General features: G+C 72.3%; 21 protein-coding genes and 1 pseudogene. 13 read left to right on the top strand and 9 right to left on the bottom strand.

Annotated features, from left to right (window positions below):
* The first annotated feature begins 2 nt into the window (after positions 1-2).
* The 4 genes from ACFWIC_RS06850 to ACFWIC_RS06835 all read left to right on the top strand — a co-directional run bounded on the left by ACFWIC_RS06850 (position 3) and on the right by ACFWIC_RS06835 (position 4285).
* Entirely contained in the window at positions 3-1160 is a 1158-nt protein-coding gene (locus ACFWIC_RS06850; RefSeq protein ID WP_329885303.1) for an ABC transporter permease, read from the top strand.
* Positions 1157-2422, top strand: coding sequence for an ABC transporter permease (locus tag ACFWIC_RS06845; protein ID WP_329885302.1), 1266 nt, complete (start codon positions 1157-1159; stop codon positions 2420-2422). Before ACFWIC_RS06850 ends, ACFWIC_RS06845 begins: the two co-directional genes overlap by 4 nt.
* The gene (locus tag ACFWIC_RS06840; protein ID WP_329947721.1) at positions 2419-2817 is read left to right on the top strand and encodes a cytidine deaminase; all 399 of its coding nucleotides are present in this window, start codon (positions 2419-2421) and stop codon (positions 2815-2817) included. The genes ACFWIC_RS06845 and ACFWIC_RS06840 overlap by 4 nt, the downstream gene beginning before the upstream one ends.
* A gap of 190 nt (positions 2818-3007) precedes the next feature.
* Complete coding sequence (locus ACFWIC_RS06835; RefSeq protein ID WP_329885300.1) at positions 3008-4285, top strand: thymidine phosphorylase; 1278 nt, start codon at positions 3008-3010, stop codon at positions 4283-4285.
* A 40-nt stretch (positions 4286-4325) separates the two neighbouring features.
* Here ACFWIC_RS06835 and ACFWIC_RS06830 read toward each other — a convergent pair whose 3' ends face one another.
* The 3 genes from ACFWIC_RS06830 to ACFWIC_RS06820 form a co-directional block, all read right to left on the bottom strand.
* Entirely contained in the window at positions 4326-4880 is a 555-nt protein-coding gene (locus tag ACFWIC_RS06830) for a Uma2 family endonuclease (RefSeq protein WP_380516490.1), read from the bottom strand.
* A gap of 54 nt (positions 4881-4934) precedes the next feature.
* Entirely contained in the window at positions 4935-5606 is a 672-nt protein-coding gene (locus tag ACFWIC_RS06825; RefSeq protein WP_329947720.1) for an alpha/beta hydrolase, read from the bottom strand.
* A gap of 188 nt (positions 5607-5794) precedes the next feature.
* Positions 5795-7273: an MFS transporter gene (locus ACFWIC_RS06820; protein WP_380516487.1), complete on the bottom strand. Its 1479-nt coding sequence runs from the start codon at positions 7271-7273 to the stop codon at positions 5795-5797.
* Positions 7274-7428: 155 nt separating this feature from the next.
* Between ACFWIC_RS06820 and ACFWIC_RS06815 the strand changes: the two genes are divergently transcribed.
* The 3 genes from ACFWIC_RS06815 to ACFWIC_RS06805 all read left to right on the top strand — a co-directional run bounded on the left by ACFWIC_RS06815 (position 7429) and on the right by ACFWIC_RS06805 (position 10211).
* The gene (locus ACFWIC_RS06815) at positions 7429-8346 is read left to right on the top strand and encodes a LysR family transcriptional regulator (protein ID WP_380358633.1); all 918 of its coding nucleotides are present in this window, start codon (positions 7429-7431) and stop codon (positions 8344-8346) included.
* A 132-nt stretch (positions 8347-8478) separates the two neighbouring features.
* Positions 8479-9627, top strand: a complete 1149-nt coding sequence (locus ACFWIC_RS06810) for an adenosine deaminase (protein WP_329885297.1) — start codon at positions 8479-8481, stop codon at positions 9625-9627.
* A 233-nt stretch (positions 9628-9860) separates the two neighbouring features.
* A complete protein-coding gene (locus ACFWIC_RS06805; RefSeq protein ID WP_329885296.1) occupies positions 9861-10211 on the top strand; it encodes an ATP-binding protein in 351 nt (116 codons plus the stop codon).
* A gap of 167 nt (positions 10212-10378) precedes the next feature.
* On the opposite strand, the gene ACFWIC_RS06800 is transcribed toward ACFWIC_RS06805, so the two are convergent.
* Positions 10379-10561 (bottom strand): PspC domain-containing protein, encoded by a 183-nt coding sequence (locus ACFWIC_RS06800; protein WP_329885295.1) that lies wholly within the window; start codon positions 10559-10561, stop codon positions 10379-10381.
* A 348-nt stretch (positions 10562-10909) separates the two neighbouring features.
* On the opposite strand from ACFWIC_RS06800, the gene ACFWIC_RS06795 reads away from it, so the two are divergent.
* Complete coding sequence (locus tag ACFWIC_RS06795; protein WP_380516482.1) at positions 10910-11518, top strand: hypothetical protein; 609 nt, start codon at positions 10910-10912, stop codon at positions 11516-11518.
* An 81-nt stretch (positions 11519-11599) separates the two neighbouring features.
* Here the strand turns inward: ACFWIC_RS06795 and ACFWIC_RS06790 are convergent.
* Positions 11600-12528, bottom strand: a pseudogene (locus ACFWIC_RS06790) (zinc-binding alcohol dehydrogenase family protein).
* Between the two features lie 89 nt (positions 12529-12617).
* Here ACFWIC_RS06790 and ACFWIC_RS06785 point away from each other — a divergent pair.
* Positions 12618-13049, top strand: a complete 432-nt coding sequence (locus ACFWIC_RS06785) for a MarR family winged helix-turn-helix transcriptional regulator (RefSeq protein WP_380516479.1) — start codon at positions 12618-12620, stop codon at positions 13047-13049.
* Between the two features lie 120 nt (positions 13050-13169).
* On the top strand, positions 13170-13643 hold the full coding sequence (locus tag ACFWIC_RS06780) for an Lrp/AsnC family transcriptional regulator (RefSeq protein ID WP_329885292.1): 474 nt from the start codon (positions 13170-13172) through the stop codon (positions 13641-13643).
* A 78-nt stretch (positions 13644-13721) separates the two neighbouring features.
* Here the strand turns inward: ACFWIC_RS06780 and ACFWIC_RS06775 are convergent, their stop codons facing one another.
* The 4 genes from ACFWIC_RS06775 to ACFWIC_RS06760 all read right to left on the bottom strand — a co-directional run bounded on the left by ACFWIC_RS06775 (position 13722) and on the right by ACFWIC_RS06760 (position 15500).
* Positions 13722-14321 carry a hypothetical protein gene (locus ACFWIC_RS06775; protein ID WP_329885291.1) on the bottom strand — a complete coding sequence of 200 codons (600 nt, stop codon included), beginning with the start codon at positions 14319-14321 and terminating at the stop codon, positions 13722-13724.
* 181 nt (positions 14322-14502) lie between these two features.
* Positions 14503-14655: a hypothetical protein gene (locus tag ACFWIC_RS06770; RefSeq protein WP_329947716.1), complete on the bottom strand. Its 153-nt coding sequence runs from the start codon at positions 14653-14655 to the stop codon at positions 14503-14505.
* Positions 14652-14891 carry a hypothetical protein gene (locus ACFWIC_RS06765; RefSeq protein WP_355403582.1) on the bottom strand — a complete coding sequence of 80 codons (240 nt, stop codon included), beginning with the start codon at positions 14889-14891 and terminating at the stop codon, positions 14652-14654. Before ACFWIC_RS06765 ends, ACFWIC_RS06770 begins: the two co-directional genes overlap by 4 nt.
* Positions 14892-15134: 243 nt before the next feature.
* Entirely contained in the window at positions 15135-15500 is a 366-nt protein-coding gene (locus ACFWIC_RS06760) for an ATP-binding protein (protein ID WP_380516475.1), read from the bottom strand.
* 289 nt (positions 15501-15789) lie between these two features.
* Between ACFWIC_RS06760 and ACFWIC_RS06755 the strand changes: the two genes are divergently transcribed.
* Genes ACFWIC_RS06755 through ACFWIC_RS06745 form a run of 3 tightly spaced genes read left to right on the top strand, consistent with a single transcriptional unit; the run spans position 15790 to position 17115 of the window.
* A complete protein-coding gene (locus tag ACFWIC_RS06755; protein ID WP_380362103.1) occupies positions 15790-16683 on the top strand; it encodes a helix-turn-helix domain-containing protein in 894 nt (297 codons plus the stop codon).
* 10 nt (positions 16684-16693) lie between these two features.
* On the top strand, positions 16694-16894 hold the full coding sequence (locus ACFWIC_RS06750; protein WP_329947713.1) for a DUF397 domain-containing protein: 201 nt from the start codon (positions 16694-16696) through the stop codon (positions 16892-16894).
* A 20-nt stretch (positions 16895-16914) separates the two neighbouring features.
* Positions 16915-17115, top strand: a complete 201-nt coding sequence (locus ACFWIC_RS06745; RefSeq protein ID WP_355403593.1) for a DUF397 domain-containing protein — start codon at positions 16915-16917, stop codon at positions 17113-17115.
* Positions 17116-17139: the final 24 nt, after the last annotated feature.

Here is a 17139-nt window from a genome sequence, read left to right as displayed (position 1 = left end):
ACATGACCAGTCCCAACCCCGCAGCCAAGCGTTCGCTGGCGCAGCGGATCAGCGGCGAGAAGATCGTGCTCGCCCTCGCAGCGCCGGTGCTCGCCGTGCTGCTCTCCGTCGTGATCTGTTCCGTCCTCCTGGCGACCTCGGGCAAGAACCCGTTCGACGCCTGGAACGTGATGATCACGTACGCCACCAAGTCGGACGGCCAGGTGGCCATCCTCAACCGGTCCACCACGTACTACCTGGCCGCCGCGGCCGCCGCCTTCGGCTTCCGGATGAACCTCTTCAACATCGGCGTCGAGGGCCAGTACAAGGTGGCCGCGCTGTTCGCCGCCTTCGTCGGCAGCCGGCTCGACCTGCCGTCGTTCATCCAGATCCCGCTGCTGCTGATCACCGCCATGCTGGTCGGCGGCCTGTACGCGAGCATCGCCGGTCTGCTGAAGGTCCTCCGCGGCGTCAGCGAGGTCATCTCGACCATCATGCTGAACGCCATCGCGGTCGCCATCGTCGGCCTGCTGCTCGTCCCCGGCATCTTCGCGCCGGAGAAGAGCGGCACCAGCAACTCGATCCAGACCGCCCCGGTCTCGGAGTCCAGCCACTTCTTCGCGATCAACACCGACGGCGGCCCGCTCTACGGCTTCCTCTTCATCGCGATCCTGGTCGGCGTGGCCTTCCAGTTCACCCTGACCCGGACCCGCTTCGGCTTCGACCTGCGCGCCACCGGCCGCTCGGAGTCCGCGGCGACCGCGTCCGGCGTGAACGTCAAGCGCATGGTCGTCATCTCCATGGCGGTCTCCGGTGCGCTGGCCGGTCTGATCGGTCTGCCCGAGCTGCTGCAGAACTCGTACAACTACGGCCAGAGCTTCCAGGGCGGCCTCGGCTTCCTGGGCATCTCGGTCGCGCTGCTCGGCCGCAACAGCCCGATCGGCATGGCCTTCGCGGCCCTGCTCTTCGCCTTCCTGGACGCCACCGGCTCCCAGCTGCCGCTCCAGGGCGGCTTCCCGTTCGAGATCGTCCCGGTCATGCAGGGCACCATCGTCATCTGCGTCGTCGTCGCCTACGAGCTGGTGCGTCGCTACGGCCTCAAGCGCCAGCAGCAGAAGGTCGGCGCCGAACTCGCCGCCCAGGCCGCCGCGGCCAACGAGAAGAAGGAGGTGTCCGCATGAGCACGGCCACCGCAGCCCGGGCGAAGGCGCCGGGCGCTCCCGCCAAGAAGCGCAAGATGTCCTGGCCGGTGGTGCTGCTGCTGATCGCGGGCGCCCTGGTCCTCTTCTCGGCCGTCGGCATGATCACCGACAACCACTCGCTGACCTCCTCCGGTCAGGTCACCGCCGCGCTCAGCGCCGCCGTGCCGATCGGCATGGCGGGCCTCGGCGGTCTCTGGTCCGAGCGGGCCGGCGTGGTCAACATCGGCCTCGAAGGCATGATGGTCGCCGGCACCTTCGCCGGCGCCTGGGGCGGCTACCTGGTCAGCCCGTGGTTCGGCCTGGTGGCCGGCATGCTCGGCGGTGCGCTGGGCGGTCTGCTCCACGCCGTCATCACCGTGACGTTCGGCGTCGACCACATCGTCTCCGGCGTCGGCGTCAACCTGCTGATCCCCGGCATCTGCGCGTACGTCAACCGGATCTACTACAAGGACTACATCTCCGCCGGTGCCGGCGCGAACCAGTCCCCGCCGGCCGATCCGCTGCCGTACATCACGATCCCCGGCCTCTCGTCCGGCCTGAAGGACATCGAGACCCACCACTGGTTCCTGGTCTCCGACGTGGCCGGCGTGCTCGGCGGTCTGGTCACCAACATCTCGGTGGTCGTGCTGCTGGCCGGCGCGCTGATCGTGGTCAGCTACTTCGCGCTCTGGCGCACCGTGTTCGGCCTGCGGCTGCGTTCCTGCGGCGAGAACCCGACCGCTGCGGAGTCGCTGGGCGTCAACGTCTACAAGTACAAGTACCTCGCGGTCATCACCTCCGGCGCCTTCGCGGGCCTCGGCGGCGCGTACCTCTCGCTGGTCGCGGCGCACTTCTACAAGGACGGCCAGACCAACGGCCGCGGCTTCATCGGCCTCGCGGCGATGATCTTCGGCAACTGGATGCCGGGCGGTCTCGCCATGGGCGCGGGCCTGTTCGGCTTCACCGACAGCCTCCAGCTGCGTGACCCGGAGTCGGTGCACGTGCTGATCCTGGTGGTCGCCATCGCGATGGTGCTGCTGGCGCTCTGGAACCTGTACCGCCGCAAGATCCCGGCCGCGCTGATCACCTTCGTGGTCGCCGGTGGCCTCTTCACCTGGTACTTCACCACCGAGGAGGTGCAGCGTCCGCTGATCGTGGCGACGCCGTACGTCATCACCCTGGTGGTGCTCTCGCTGGCCTCGCAGCGGCTGCGCCCGCCGAAGGCCGACGGCCAGATCTACCGCAAGGGCCAGGGCAAGTGACGGCCGCGGCCGCGACGGTCGACTGGGAGGCGCTCCGCGAGGCGGCGCGCGAGGCGATGACCCACGCCTACGCCCCGTACAGCAGGTTCCCGGTCGGCGCGGCCGCCCTGGTGGACGACGGCCGGGTGGTCACCGGCTGCAACGTCGAGAACGCCTCGTACGGGATCGGCCTCTGCGCCGAGTGCGGTCTGGTCTCCGCGCTGCACGCCGGCGGAGGCGGCCGGCTGACCGCGTTCACCTGCGTGGACGGGGCCGGAGAGCTGCTGATGCCGTGCGGGCGCTGCCGCCAGCTGCTGTACGAGCACGGCGGGCCGGAGCTGCTGATCGAGCTGCCGTCCGGGGTGCGCCCGATGAGTGAGGTCCTGCCCGACGCGTTCGGGCCGGAGCGGCTCTAGCACTGCCATTTGTTACGCGCGTAGAGTGTCGCGAGTGGGCCCTGACCGGGCCGACTCGCGGCACTCTTCGCTTTTCGGGTGCCGCCTGCGCGCGATGCTTTCCGCGTGCGGCACCCCCGCACGCCGCTTTTGAATGCCGCTTTTGAACGCTGCTTTTCCGAAACCCCCTCCCGGGAGCAATGGAGCAACCATGGACGCCATCTCCGTCATCAGGACCAAGCGCGAGCGCGACGAGCTGAGCGACGCTCAGATCGACTGGGTCATCGACGCCTACACCCGCGGCGAGGTCGCCGACGAGCAGATGTCCGCCCTGGCCATGGCCATCCTGCTGAACGGCATGAACCTCCGCGAGATCAGCCGCTGGACCGACGCGATGATCCGCTCCGGCGTCCGGATGGACTTCTCCTCCCTCGCCCAGCCCACCAGCGACAAGCACTCCACCGGCGGCGTCGGCGACAAGATCACCCTGCCGCTCGCCCCGCTCGTCGCCGCCTGCGGCGCCGCCGTCCCGCAGCTCTCCGGCCGCGGCCTCGGCCACACCGGCGGAACCCTCGACAAGCTGGAGTCCATCCCCGGCTGGCGCGCCCTGCTCTCCAACGACGAGATGATGGACGTGCTGCGCTCGTCCGGCGCGGTGATCTGTGCGGCCGGCGACGGCCTCGCCCCCGCCGACAAGAAGCTGTACGCCCTGCGCGACGTGACCGGCACCGTCGAGGCCATCCCGCTGATCGCCTCCTCGATCATGTCCAAGAAGATCGCCGAGGGCACCGGCGCACTCGTGCTGGACGTCAAGGTCGGCTCCGGCGCGTTCATGAAGAACCTCGGCGACGCCCAGGAGCTGGCCCGCACCATGGTCGGCCTGGGCAAGGCCGCGGGCGTCAACACCGTCGCGCTGCTCACCGACATGTCCACCCCGCTCGGCCTCACCGCGGGCAACGCGCTGGAGGTCCGCGAGTCCGTCGAGGTGCTGGCCGGCGGCGGCCCCGCCGACGTCGTGGAGCTCACCCTGGCGCTGGCCCGCGAGATGCTGGCCGCCGCCGGCGTCCACGGCAAGGACCCGGCCGACGCGCTGCGCGACGGCTCCGCGATGGACCACTGGCGCCGCATGATCACCGCCCAGGGCGGCGACGTCGACGCCCCGCTGCCGGTCGCCCGCGAGCAGCACGTCATCACCGCCCCGGCCTCGGGCGTGCTGACCAGCCTGGACGCCTACGCCGTCGGCGTCAGCGCCTGGCGCCTCGGCGCGGGCCGGGCCCGCAAGGAGGACCCGGTGCAGGCGGGCGCCGGCGTCGAGATGCACGCCAAGCCCGGCGACACCGTGGTGGCCGGCCAGCCGCTGCTCACCCTGCACACCGACACGCCCGAGCGCTTCGAGTACGCGGTCGAGGCCCTCGCGGGCGGCGTCGAGGTCTCCCCGGCCGGCACGGCGTTCACCCCGAACCCGATCGTGCTGGACCGCATCGCCTGATCCCGCCCCGCCCACCGGGGGCCCGCGCACGGACGGCCGCTCAGGCGTACGTGCACGGGCCCCCGGTGTCGAGCGTCCACGGGCCGACGGCGACGCTGTCGCCGAAGGCGAACTCCCTGCGCGAGGTGCAGCCCGGCCCGTCGTGCACGACGCCGGTGCCCTTGCGCGGATCGACCGGCAGGTAGAGCGGGATGCCCATGGCCGCGTGGCCGCGGACCTTGGCGTGGTAGTCGTTCTCGGGGTTGGACTTCGAGACGATCTCCACGACGAGGAGGACTTCGTGGGGGAGGAGCCCGCGCTCCTCGTCGTCCAGGGCGACCTCGGGGAACACCATCAGGTCGGGATTCCCGAGCCGCCCCAGGCCGACGTCCTCCAGGTCCGCGCCACCGTGGGCGATGTGACCGGGACGGGTCTGCGGGAGCCGGGCGTTGAGCTGCCGGGCGACGCGGACGACCGCGAGCTCGTGCCGCTTGACCGGCGACGTCGTCATGACGATCCCGCCGTCGGCGATCTCGGCCTTCCCCGCCCCGGGAATCCTCGGCAGCTGGTCGGCGATCTCGCGAAACCGGGCGTACGCGGCAGGATCGGTGCTCACGGCCCGGAGCGTTTCGACGGTCACCGTCGGCCGGGCCGGCGTCGGCCTGCGGCGTCAGCCGGCGGCGGCGAGGGCGGCCTTGAGGAACTCCTCGGGAGCCTCGCGGATCAGGTCGTGGCCGAAGGGGAGGGTGATCACCGTCCAGGTCGGGTCCTCGCTCAGCCGCGCGAAGGTCTCCAGGAGCGGGCTCTCCTCGAAGGCCGAGGCGTGGAGGTAGGTGCGCCGGGTGACGGCGTCCAGGGCGCCGGTCAGGGTGATCGACTGCAGCAGGGACGCCAGCGGGTGGACGCCGGCGCGCGGGTCCAGCGCGGGGTTGCGGCCCGCCGTGGTGAGGCCGTCGGCGGACGCGCCGGCCAGGTACCGCTGCTTCCAGACCTCGTCGACGATCCCGTACGCCGACTCGCCGTCGCGCGGGACGAAGGCGTCCGCGTACAGCAGCGAGGCGATCCGCTCCGGCACCCGGTCGGCCGCGCCGGAGGCGACCATCCCGCCGTAGCTGTGCGCGACCAGCACCACGTCCGTGAGCTGCTCGGCCTCCAGCACGGACACCACGTCCTGGATGTGCGTGTCGAGGTTGACCGTCCCGTTGTTCAGGTGGCCGCGCTCGGCCACCCCGGTCAGCGTCAGCGGGTACACCTCGTGCCCGGCGGCGCGCAGGCCGTCCGTGAGCGGCCGGAACCACCAGCCGCCGTGCAGCATGCCGGGGATCAGGACGAAGGCGGTCATCGTGCGCTCCTCTGCTCGTACGGGTGGGAAGAGTCGTACGGGTCGTACGGGTCGTTCGGGTCGTACGGGAGGAAAGCTACGGCGGATACCTGACAGCGAACGTCAGGTATCCGCCGGGCGGCGACGGAATCGGCAGGTCCCGGTGGCGTGATCCGGTGGCGGCGTCCGACGGGGTGGACCCGGGAGGGCTACCGGGCGGAGAGCCCGCCCGGCAGACCTTCGGCCCGCCGGAGGGTGGCGGCGGTGTGGGCGCGGCGGGTGGCGTAGAGGGTGACCCCGGCGGCGAGGGCCATGGCGGCGAGGCCGACGGCGGCGGCGCCCGGCCAGCCGGTGGAGTGGTAGGCGTCCGCGCCGACGGTGCCGCCGAGGCTGTTGCCCAGGTAGTAGGCGATCAGGTACAGCGCGGAGGCCTGGGCGCGGCCCTCGGTGGCGGTGCGGCCGACCGCCGAGGACGCGGTGGCGTGGCCGGCGAAGAAGCCGGCGGTGATCAGGACCAGGCCGAGCAGCGCGCAGGCCAGCGAGTCGGCGAGCGAGAGCAGCAGACCGGCGGCGGTGGTGCCGATCGCGACGTAGAGCGCGCCGCGCCGGCCGAGCCGGCCGGAGAGTCGGCCGGCGGCGGCCGAGGTGCCGGTGCCGACCAGGTAGACGACGAAGATCGAGGCGGCCACCGACTCCGGCAGGTGGAACGGCGCGGCGATCAGCCGGTACCCGACGGTGTTGTAGACCGCGCCGAAGACGGCCATGAAGAGCATCCCGAGCAGGTACAGCCGGACCAGCAGCGGGTTGCCCAGGTGGCGGCCGACCGTGCGGGCCAGGGCGCGGGCGTCCACCGGGGCCGGGGCGAAGTGCCGGGCGGCGGGGATGAGCAGCCGGAAGGCCAGCGCGGCCAGCAGCGCGAGGGCGGCGGAGGCCGCCAGGCCCCAGCGCCAGCCGAAGCCGGCGGCGACCCAGCCGGAGAGCAGCCGGCCGCCCATGCCGCCGATGCTGTTGCCGGCCACGTACAGACCCATCGCGGAGGCCAGCGCGGAGGGGTGGACCTCCTCGGCGAGGTAGGCCATGGCGGTGGCGGGGAGCCCGGCGAGGGCGGCGCCCTGGAGGACCCGGAGCACGACCAGGGTGGTCAGGTCGGGGGCGAAGGGCAACGCCAGCGCGAGGGCGGAGGCGGCGAGGACGGACGCCGTCATCACGGCGGTGCGGCCGTACCGGTCGGAGAGCGCGCTGGCGGGGAGCAGGGCGAGGGCGAGTCCGAGGGTGGCGGCGGAGGCCGTCCAGCTGGCCTGGCCGGGGGTCAGGTCGAGGTCGGAGGAGAGGACCGGCAGCAGGCCCTGGGTGGAGTAGAGCAGGACGAAGGTCGCGATACCGGCGGCGAACAGCGCGAGGTTGGCGCGGCGGAAGGCGCGCTGCCCGGGGCGGTGGCGGTCGTCGGCGGTGGCGGCGGCGACGGCCTCCGCGGTGGCGGCGTTGGTGGCGGCGTCCGCGGCGATCTTCGGCCCTGCGGCGGTGGCGGCGGACCTTCGCGCCGCGGTGCTCTGCCGGGCGGCGGCGTCCTGCCGGGCGGCGGCGGTCGCCTGGGCCGCGGCGGTCTTCGGTCCCGCGGCGGTCTTCGGGGTCGGCTGGGCGAGGGCGTCCGGAGTGGCCACGGACGCCCCGGTACTGGAGGGCTGCATGAGATCGACCGTAGGCCCGGCCGAATGATGCGTCCAATGCATGAGACGTCGATAATGCATGCCTACGGGTATGAGTCGAGCGTGCGGCGGTGAGGGTGGTGCGTGCAGGCGTGGAGGACGACGGGGGAAGCGGGGCCCCGGCCAGGCTCGCGGAGTTGGGGCCGGACCTTCCGGCGACGCAACTGGCCCCGAGGCTGGCCCAGTTCGCGGCGGTGGCGCGGCTGGAACACGTGACGCAGGCGGCCGCGGTGCTGGGCATGCCGCAGCCGACGCTGTCCCGGGCGGTGGCCCGGCTGGAGGCCGAGCTGGGGGTGGACCTGCTGGCCCGTCAGGGCCGGACGGTCCGGCTGACCAGGGCCGGCCGGCTGCTGCTCGACTCGGTCGAGCGGGCCCTGGCCGAGGTCGAGCGCGGTGCCGAGGCGGCCCGCGCGGAGGCGGACCCGGCGACCGGCCGGGTGGCGTTCGGCTTCCTGCACACCATGGGGACGGACGCGGTCCCGGCGCTGCTCCGGGACTTCCGGGCCGCGTACCCGCAGGTGCGGTTCCAGCTGGTGCAGGACTACGTCGGCGCGATGCTGGGCCGGTTGCGGGCCGGGGAGCTGGACCTCTGCCTGGTCGCGCCGGTGCCGGAGGACGATCCGGCGCTGGTGGCCCGCCGGCTGGACGAGCAGCGGCTGCACCTGGTCGTCCCGGCCGACCACCGGCTGGCGGGCCGGCGCCGGATCCGGCTGGCGGAGGTGGCGGAGGAACCGTTCGTCGGGCTGGAGCAGGGGTACGGGCTGCGGGCGATCACGGACGGGTTCTGCGCGGAGGCGGGGTTCGTGCCGAGGCTCGCGTTCGAGGGCGAGGAGGCGGAGACGCTGCGCGGGCTGGTGGCGGCCGGCCTGGGGGTGGCGCTGCTGCCGCCGGCGCTGGTGCCGCGGCCGGGGGCGGTGGAGCTGGAGGTGACGGCGCCGCGCACCCGGCGGGCGATCGGGCTGGCCTGGGCGGCGGGGCGGCCGATGACCCCGCCGGTGGCGGCGTTCCGGGACTTCGTGCTGTCGCGGCGGGGGCGGCTGCTGGAGCACGACTGAGGCGGGCGGCGGTCCGGACGACCGACGAGTAGGTTGCCCGGATCGTCCCTTTGGTGGAATTCCCGGTGGACATTGGCCGATTCGGCCGGTGAACGGTGGCCCGTCTACGCGCGTAGGAGCTACACTCCCGCAATGGAGAAGCAGATCCCCGTCACCATCGCGGGCGCCGGCCCCCGCATCCCCACCGCCGATCAGATCGTCCGCGCTCCGAAGGTGCTCCTGCACGACCACCTCGACGGCGGACTGCGCCCCGAGACCGTGGTCGAGCTGGCCGCGGCCGTCGGCTACCAGGGACTCCCCACCACCGACCCCAAGGAGCTCGGTGAGTGGTTCCGCGAGGCCGCCGACTCCGGCTCGCTGGTCCGCTACCTGGAGACCTTCGCGCACACCTGCGCCGTCATGCAGACCCGCGACGCCCTGATCAAGGTCGCCGCCGACTGCGCCGAGGACCTCGCCGCCGACGGCGTCGTCTACGCCGAGGTCCGCTACGCCCCCGAGCAGCACCTCGAAGGCGGCCTGACCCTCGACGAGGTCGTCGAGGCCGTGCAGGACGGCTTCCGCCTCGGCGAGGCCAACGCCCGCGCCGCGGGCCACCGCATCCGGATCGGCACCCTGATCACCGCGATGCGGCACGCCGCGCGTTCGCAGGAGATCGCGGAGCTGGCCAACCGCCACCGCGACTCGGGCGTCGTCGGCTTCGACATCGCCGGCGCCGAGGCGGGCTACCCCCCCACCCGCCACCAAGCCGCCTTCGACTACCTCAAGGGCGAGAACAACCACTTCACCATCCACGCGGGCGAGGCCTTCGGCCTGCCGTCGATCTGGGAGGCCCTGCAGTGCTGCGGCGCCGACCGGCTCGGCCACGGCGTGCGGATCGTCGACGACATCACGGTCGACGAGGACGGCAGCGTGCAGCTGGGCCGCCTGGCCGCGTACGTCCGCGACAAGCGCATCCCGCTGGAGATGTGCCCGACCTCCAACCTGCAGACGGCGGCGGCCACGTCGTACGCCGAGCACCCGATCGGGCTGCTCAGCCGGCTGAAGTTCCGGGTCACGGTGAACACCGACAACCGGCTGATGAGCGGGACCAGCATGAGCAAGGAGTTCGGCCACCTGGTCGAGGCCTTCGGCTACACGCTGGGCGACATGGAGTGGTTCACCGTGAACGCGATGAAGTCGGCGTTCCTGCCGTTCGACGAGCGGCTCGCGATGATCAACGACGTGATCAAGCCGGGCTACGCCGAACTCAAGGCCGAGTGGCTGTTCAGCGCCGGCAGCTGACGCCGTCGCCGTTCGTCGGATGAACGCCATTCCGGGCCCGTCCTGAACGCCCTTTTCGGGCAAGGAATTTGGCGTTCATCCGACTACCCACTCGTGTGGGTGAACCGCCTTTGGTCCTCGTGCGATCCAATCAATACGGTGTGCCAGTCAATGCTGACCGGCCGTGGCGGACGGAACCCGTCGTGCCAGCCGTACCGGTCGGCCACCGACGAGGACCCAAGGGGACCAACCACATGAAGCAGGCCACTCTCAAGGCCGCCGGCACCGCCGCGCTCGGCCTCGCCATCGCCGCCGTCGGCGCCGGCAGCGCGTCCGCCGCCCCCGCCGCCACCGGTGGCCTGGGGCTCCCGACCGGCGCGCTGACCAACCCGGCCGTCACCGGTGCCGTCACCGACACCGCCGCCAAGCTGCCCGGCGGTGACCGGGTCGCCAACACCCTCGGCACCCTCGCCCCGAGCGCGGGCCAGGCCACCGCCCCGGTCGCCGGTGCGGCCGGCAACCGCGCGGGCGTTCCGAGCATCCCGGGCCTCGACAAGACCCCGGTCGGCGGGCTCACCGGGCTCCTCCCGGGCCTCGGCGGCTGACGCTCCGCACCCGCGCACGGCGAACGGGCCGCTCACTCCCCCCGGAGTGAGCGGCCCGTTCGCCGTGGTCGACCTGTGGTGGTGGTCCCGGTGGTCCCGGTGGTCCTGGCCGGTGGTTCTGGTGCTCTCGCCGGGGAGGTTCGCGGTGGCCGTCCCCGGCGGGGCGGTCACGGCTCCTGGGGGAGTACCAGCCAGAGCGCCAGGTAGATCAGGAACTGCGGGCCGGGCAGCAGGCAGGAGACCAGGAAGATCGCGCGGACGGTCCACGGGGTGAGTCCGAACCGCTCGGCGATCCCGGCGCAGACGCCGGCGATGACGCGGTTGTGGCGGGGGCGGGCGAGGCGGCTCATGGCGTACTCCGTTGCTGTGGCGCCGGTGGCCGGTCCCTCCGGCTGGCGTACCTCCATGCTCCGCCGGATTCCCGGCCGGTACCTCAGCCCGCAAGCCGATCCGGCCCCTGACGTCCTTCCCCTCGCAGGGCGACCCGGCCTCCGGGTTTTCCTCAGGGTCGCCCCGGAGGTTGGCGTGCGGACGGAGTGGGAAGTCGGCCGGTCCGACGTCTCGTGCGGGGTGCCCGACCGCACGGGGACGGCGCGCCCGCCGTGCCCGGCCGGGCACGGCGTCCCGGGCGATCCGCTGCCGTTCCGGTGTGGTTCCGGTGTGGTTCCGCTGTCGGTCCTCGGCGATAGCGTCGTGCCATGAGCTCCTCCCTGAGTGTGTACCTGTTGGACCCCGAGGCCACGCGCGCCCTGGTCGGCTCCGGTGACGACCAGCTGCTCCAGGTCGTCAAGGACCGCTTCGGCGCGGACCTGGCGTCGGACGACGAATGGTTCGAGTCGGAGATCGAGGCCGGCGCCCCGACGGCCTACGAGGCGCTGCACGCCGTGGTGCACGCCGGGCCCTTCGTGGAGAACAGGGAGCACGCGTTCCAGTACGGCTACGCCTACAAGCGTCTCTGCGGCCTGACCGGGTCCTTCCTGGACAACTCCTCCTTCAGCCCGTTCAAGGGCGACTGGCTGTCCGTCGTCGACGAGGGCCTGAAGGCGCTGAGGATCACCGCCGTGTCCGTGTCCGAGTTCGGTTACTCCGGGCTGCCCGCGCCCGTTCCGTCCTCGTACCTGCCGGGTTGCGGCGAGTGGACGCACGAGCAGTGCCTGCGGGCCCTGGAGGAGTTCGAGGAGACCAAGCGGCAGGGGCACGCGCCGCCGCTGGAGCCGGAGGTGGTCGAGGCCGTCATGGACGTCATCAAGTGGCTGCGCCACGTCGAGGCGCGTTCGGGCTTCGGCGTCGTGGGCTTCGTGTCGTAGCGGCGTCGGGCTCGTCCCGGCCGCGGGCGGCGCCGGGACGAGGCTCGGGACCGCCACTCTCCGGGGGCCCCGCGCCCCCGGCTACGGCACGAGAACGACCTTGCCGAGGTTGCGGCGCTGTTCGATGACGGCGTGGGCACGGGCGGCCTCGGCGAGGGGGATCTCGGCGTGGACGGCCGGGCGCAGGGTGCCCGCGTCGCGCAGCTGCCAGAGCTCGCGCAGCCGGCGGGCGTGGACGTCCGGCTTGCCGAGGGCGACGGCGCGCATCTGGAAGCCGATCAGGGACGCGCCGCGGAGCAGGAGTTCGTACGCCTCGACGGTGCCGCCGCCGGAACTGTAGGCCACCAGCCGGCCGCCGGTGGCGAGGGCGCGGACGGCGGGTGCGAGCAGGTCGCCGCCGACGCCGTCGAGGATCACGTCGTACGGGGCGCCCCAGTCGGCGTCGTCGTAGTGGACCACCTCGTCGGCCCCGAGGCCGCGCACGAAGCCGTCCTTGGCGGGGTTGCCGACGGCCGCGACGACACGGCCCGCTCCGCCGGCCCGGGCGTACTGGAGGGCGAGCGTGCCGACCCCGCTCGCGGCGGCCGTGACCAGGACGGACTCGCCGGGCTCCACGCGGGCCGACTCGTAGGCCCCGCACGCCACGAGTCCGCTGCGGACCAGGGCGACGGCCTCGACGGCGGTGGCGTCGTGGCCATCGCGGTGTTCAGGACGGCGAACACGGCGTAGGCGTCGGCGAAGCAGAGCCCGGTGACGCGGTCGCCGACGGCGAAGGCGGCGTTGCCACCGGGTGCGCCGTCTCCCGGGCCCGCGGCGACGACCCGCCCCGCGACCTCGCCGCCGAGGGGGACCGGCCCGCCGCCCTCGCGGACCTTGCGGACGGTCGGCAGGGTGACGCCGACCGCCTCGACCCGGACCAGCAGTTCCCCGGCTCCCGGGGTGGGGGCGGCGGCCTCCTCGGCGCGGAGCGCGGTGTGGCCGTCGTCGATGTCGTGGCGGATGCGCAGCACAGGACCTCCCGGCCTGAAGTCATTGGATCTCCCAACGATAGGCCGAAAGTCATGGGGAAGTCCAATGAAAACCCGAGTAGCCTGGGACCATGACCTCGCCCCTCCAGCACCTCCAGTCCCTGCCGAGCTGGCTCGCCGGTCGCGTCGCGGCGCGCGGCCGGGGCCTGGTCGCCGACGCGATCGCCGGGGAGGGGCTGAGGCTCATGCAGCACGCGGCGCTGGCCGCCACCGCCGAGCACGGCCCGGTGGCCCAGGCCGACCTGGGGCGGCTGCTCGCCGTCGACCCCAAGGACATGGTCGGCATCCTCAACCACCTCCAGCGGGCGGGATACGTCCTGAGGTCCCCGGATCCTGCCGACAAGCGGAAGAACGCGGTGACGGTGACCCCGGAGGGGGCGGCGGTGCTCGCCCGCTGCGCGGCCCTGGCCGAGGCGGCCAACGAGGAGCTGCTCGCACCGCTGAACCCGGACGAGCAGCGGCAGTTGATGGCCCTGCTGGCGCGGGTCCACGAGGGGGCGTAGGGCCGCCGGGCGGTGCGGGGCCGCGCGGTGGCGCAGGCTCCGGCCGGAGGGATCTCGGCCTGTCCGGGGGCGGTTCGGCCGTGGATCCGTCGGCAACCGATCCGTCGGTAGCCTGGGCGGATGACCGAGAGCCTTGATGCGACGGACTGGGCGATCCTGGCGGAGCTCCAGCGGGACGGCCGGGTCGCGTTCACGGAGCTGGCGCGGCGGGTGAACCTGAGCGCGTCGGCGACGACGGAGCGGGTGCGGCGGCTGGAGTCGGTCGGGGTGATCACGGGCTTCCGGGCGGAGGTCGACCTGGAGCGGGCCGGGTACCCGGTGCACGCCGTGGTCCGGCTGAAGTACCCGGGGCCGGGGACGCGGCACGAGCCGTTGCGGCGGTTGCTCGGGGAGCGTCCGGAGATCCTGGAGTGCCTGCGCACCACCGGGGACGACTGCTACGTCATGAAGGTGGCGACCACGTCGCTCGCGCATCTTGAGGAGATCGTCGACGAGCTGGCCCAGTTCGGGAGCACGACCACCAGCCTGGTGCTGAGCCGGACGCAGTCGTCCCGCGGCCCGGCCGCACCCCGGGCGGTCGCCGCGTCGTCGTGAGGCGGGGCGCGGGTGGCAAGGATGCAATCCGCGTGCGGTCGGGGCTCGCGTCCGGGCGTTCGCCGTCCTCCGGAGGGGTCAGGGGGTGTCCGGGGCCGGCAGGGGGTGGCCGTCGCCCGCGGACAGGCTGAACACCTTGACGTGCATGTCGGTCGTGACGGTGATCCGGTCGGGGCCCGTCCACGTGGCGGACTTGAACGCTCCGTAGCCCGGGTACTGCCCGGCCATCTCGTGGACGGTCCACCGGCGGGCGCACCAGCCGGTGCCGGCCTCGACCAGGATCGACCAGTACTGGCTCTCGGTCTCGCCTCCCGGATCGGCCTGGAGGCGTACGACGAGCGCCCGGTCGGGCCGGTCCGGGGCCTGCTCGCGGCTCATCGTCTCGGTGACGCGCAGGCCCTGGAGCAGGACGCCGCCGATCATGACCGTGATCCAGACGAGCACGGTGAAGAGCGCCGCGACGATGCGGTCGCGGCCGGGCTTCATGAAGCAGGCGGCGAGCACCAGCAGGGCGAGCGAGCAGCTGATCAGCAGTATCGGGCGGTCGAAGGCGTCGGCGACGAGCAGGTGTCCGCCCGAGCGGCTCTCCCAGATTCCCGCGGCGTACAGGCACACCGGCAGCGCAGCGGCTCTGGAGAGGAGTCGTCGCGTCGTCCGGCGATGTGCGGTGGGGAACATGTGTACGGACTATGGGACTTCGCCCGTAGGCACGTCAAGGACGGTGCACGGGTCGGAGCGGGAAGTCGGTGGTGTCGACTTTTGGTGCGGGTGCGGGTGCGGGTGCGGGTGCGGGTGCGGGTGCGGCTGCGCGGTGGTGGGCGGCGGCTGGGGCGGCAGCCGCCGTGCGGGTGGGGCGGGATCAGCGCGGTATGCGCCTGTCGGGCTCGTCGTCGGCCGGTTCGCGGTGGACCTTGAGGGCGGTGATGACGCCCAGGGCGACGGTGGTGATCGCGAGGGCGAGGAGGACGGCGAAGGCCGCGCCGACCAGGTAGTCGACGGTGCCGGGCCTCACCGCTGGATTCGCAGGAGGCGGTGGCCGAGCCGGGCGGCGAGGGCGTGGAGGAGGTCCTCGGCCTGGTCGCGGGTGAGGGGGACGGCGAGGTGCTCGCCGGGGGCGGCGTGGATGTCGAGGTCGGGGGCGAGGCGGAGTTGGAGGGGGGCGTCGGGAACGGTCTCGACGGTGACGTGGGCGACGGTGGTGCGCTCGGTGTGGACGGCCTCGGTGACGAGGGGGATCAGGAGTCCCACGGGGGGCGTTCCTTTCGGTGGAGCGGAGGAGGTGGAGGAGGTTGAGGAGGGTGGCGACGGGGGCGTTGCCGAAGTCGACGAGGAGGCGGCCGTCGACGGCGCCGGGGAGGGTGGCGGCGGATCCCCACTGGATGCCGAAGGGGCGGCCGAGTTCGTGGAGTTCGGCGAGGAGGGCGGTGACCTCGGGCTCGGTGTAGGTGCGGATGACGGGGTCGTGGGGGGTGAGGGGGGTGCGGTCGTGGTTCACGCGGCGGCGTCCAGTTCGAACCAGACGGATTTGCCGTTCTTGTGGGAGTCGGCGCCGAAGCGGTGGGTGAGGGCGCGGACGAGGTGGAGGCCCCGGCCGGACACCTCGTAGGGGTCGGCGGAGATACGCGGTTCGGGGAGGGCGGGGCTGTCGTCGCAGACGCAGACGCGGAGGGTGCGGGGGAGGAGGACGGCGATGACGAGGGGAGCCCGGCAGCCGGCGTGCCGCCAGGCGTTGAAGTGGAGCTCGTGGAGGGCGAGTTCGGCATCGTGGACGGCGTCCGGGTGCCAGCCGGAGGAGGTGAGGGCGGCGCGCAGCTCGTTGCGGGCGGCCGACCAGTCGGGCGGGTTGAAGGTGCGCATGGCAGACCTCCGAGGGGAGAGGTGGGGAGGAGAGGAGTCGACGTGCGTCGCCGTGAGCCAGGCCGGACCGGACCCGGTTGCTCTGCGGTGCGTGAAGGCAGCAGGCGCCTACTGCCTTGGAGAAAAGCGTTACTGACGCTCCGTCGTGTGATCGGTGCAACACTGACAGTAGGGTTGCGAGTCATATTGTTGCAACCAAAACGGCAAGGTTGACCCTTGTGAGTGACGGGCCGCCGGTGGCGGCGGGTCGCGTCGATGCGGAACACTGCGGGAAGAAGGAAGGGACGCTGTGGGGCTCAGGGGAGAGATCAGTCAGCGGCAGCGCCGCTTCGGAGACGAGCTTCGCCGTCTGCGGTCGGCGGCGGGCTTGTCGGCTCCGGAGGCCGGCGCGCTGGTGGGGATGAAGAGCCCGGCGGTCAGCCACACAGAAGCGGGCCGGATCAGCCTCAACCAGGAGCGGTTGAGCGTGTGGCTGGACGCCTACGGCTGCGAGGATCCGGCGTATCGCGCCGGGCTCGCGGACATGGGGCGGGGTTCGGGCAAGGGCTGGTGGAGCGCCTTCGCCAACAAGGTCCCGGACCTTGCTCTCGATCTCGCGGAGCTGGAGGACCGGTCCGTTCGGCTGGACAGTTACGACACGCTGTACATCGCCGGGCTGCTTCAACTTCCCGCGTATGCCGAGGCCATCTACGAGGATGCCTACAAGGTCGGCGCCAGTTGGGACATCTCGACAGCGGTCGATTTCCGCATGCAACGGCAGCGGATCCTGACCGATGGCAAGGATCGGCAGTTCCGGTTCGTCATCCACGAAGCAGCTCTACGCATGCGCTTCGCCGGGGATGCCGTGATGAGGGCGCAACTGCGCCACCTCCTCGACGTGGCGGAACTGCCCAACGTCACCATCCAGGTGCTGCCGTTCACCGCCCCGAAGCACGGACCGATCTCGGCTTCGTTCCTGGTCTGTGACCCGGGATGCTCCGACCTCTCCACGATCGTTCTCTCCGGCCCCAAACGGGCCGAACATCTCGGCGATCCGACGGACGTCGGCGACTATCGCCACGCGTTCCAGCGGTTGGCCGACAACGCCTTGCCTGCCGTCGACGGGCGGAGAGACTTGTGTGAACTCCCCTCGCGAGACTCCTGGGGCCTGGTCCAACATCTCCTCTACCTGCTGCAGACCTGAAAGGCGTCCGATGTTCCACCTGTCCTGGCAGAAGTCCTCCTTCAGCGGCGCAGACGGCGCTGACAACTGCCTCGAACTGGCACGGGGTGCTGACGGCCTGAGGCATGTTCGGGAGTCCGATGACCCGGGCACAACGCTGACGAGTGATGCCACTAGGCTCCGTGCGTTCCTCCTCGCGGCCAAGGCCGGCGAGTTCGACCACCTGGTCTGACACCAATGTCGGGGGTGTATGTGAACCGGATCGATTGGCAGAAATCCAGCTTCAGCGATGCTGATGGCGGAAGCACGTGCGTCGAGCTTGCCTACGGCAGCGGAGACGTCCGCCACCTCCGCGAATCAGATGACTCGGATGCCGTCATCGCTACCGACGTGGTGAGGCTCCGCGCCTTCCTCCTCGCGGCCAAGGCCGGCGAGTTCGACCACCTCATCTGAACCGCGCTTCTCCCCGCCCCGGAG

This window comes from Kitasatospora sp. NPDC127035, from assembly GCF_042726075.1.
Classification (GTDB): Bacteria; Actinomycetota; Actinomycetes; order Streptomycetales; family Streptomycetaceae; genus Kitasatospora.
Note: the sequence above shows the minus strand (reverse complement) of the source record. Positions and strands in the feature narration are given on the sequence as shown.

What these genes read in the sequence shown, in the direction of transcription:
- ACFWIC_RS06850 (WP_329885303.1), top strand. Translation starts at nt 3, where the DNA reads ATGACCAGTCCCAACCCCGCAGCCAAGCGTTCGCTGGCGCAGCGGATC.
- ACFWIC_RS06845 (WP_329885302.1), top strand. Translation starts at nt 1,157, where the DNA reads ATGAGCACGGCCACCGCAGCCCGGGCGAAGGCGCCGGGCGCTCCCGCC.
- ACFWIC_RS06835 (WP_329885300.1), top strand. Translation starts at nt 3,008, where the DNA reads ATGGACGCCATCTCCGTCATCAGGACCAAGCGCGAGCGCGACGAGCTG.
- ACFWIC_RS06825 (WP_329947720.1), bottom strand. Translation starts at nt 5,606, where the DNA reads ATGACCGCCTTCGTCCTGATCCCCGGCATGCTGCACGGCGGCTGGTGG.
- ACFWIC_RS06820 (WP_380516487.1), bottom strand. Translation starts at nt 7,273, where the DNA reads ATGCAGCCCTCCAGTACCGGGGCGTCCGTGGCCACTCCGGACGCCCTC.
- ACFWIC_RS06810 (WP_329885297.1), top strand. Translation starts at nt 8,479, where the DNA reads ATGGAGAAGCAGATCCCCGTCACCATCGCGGGCGCCGGCCCCCGCATC.
- ACFWIC_RS06805 (WP_329885296.1), top strand. Translation starts at nt 9,861, where the DNA reads ATGAAGCAGGCCACTCTCAAGGCCGCCGGCACCGCCGCGCTCGGCCTC.
- ACFWIC_RS06800 (WP_329885295.1), bottom strand. Translation starts at nt 10,561, where the DNA reads ATGAGCCGCCTCGCCCGCCCCCGCCACAACCGCGTCATCGCCGGCGTC.
- ACFWIC_RS06795 (WP_380516482.1), top strand. Translation starts at nt 10,910, where the DNA reads ATGAGCTCCTCCCTGAGTGTGTACCTGTTGGACCCCGAGGCCACGCGC.
- ACFWIC_RS06785 (WP_380516479.1), top strand. Translation starts at nt 12,618, where the DNA reads ATGACCTCGCCCCTCCAGCACCTCCAGTCCCTGCCGAGCTGGCTCGCC.
- ACFWIC_RS06780 (WP_329885292.1), top strand. Translation starts at nt 13,170, where the DNA reads ATGACCGAGAGCCTTGATGCGACGGACTGGGCGATCCTGGCGGAGCTC.
- ACFWIC_RS06775 (WP_329885291.1), bottom strand. Translation starts at nt 14,321, where the DNA reads ATGTTCCCCACCGCACATCGCCGGACGACGCGACGACTCCTCTCCAGA.
- ACFWIC_RS06760 (WP_380516475.1), bottom strand. Translation starts at nt 15,500, where the DNA reads ATGCGCACCTTCAACCCGCCCGACTGGTCGGCCGCCCGCAACGAGCTG.
- ACFWIC_RS06750 (WP_329947713.1), top strand. Translation starts at nt 16,694, where the DNA reads ATGTTCCACCTGTCCTGGCAGAAGTCCTCCTTCAGCGGCGCAGACGGC.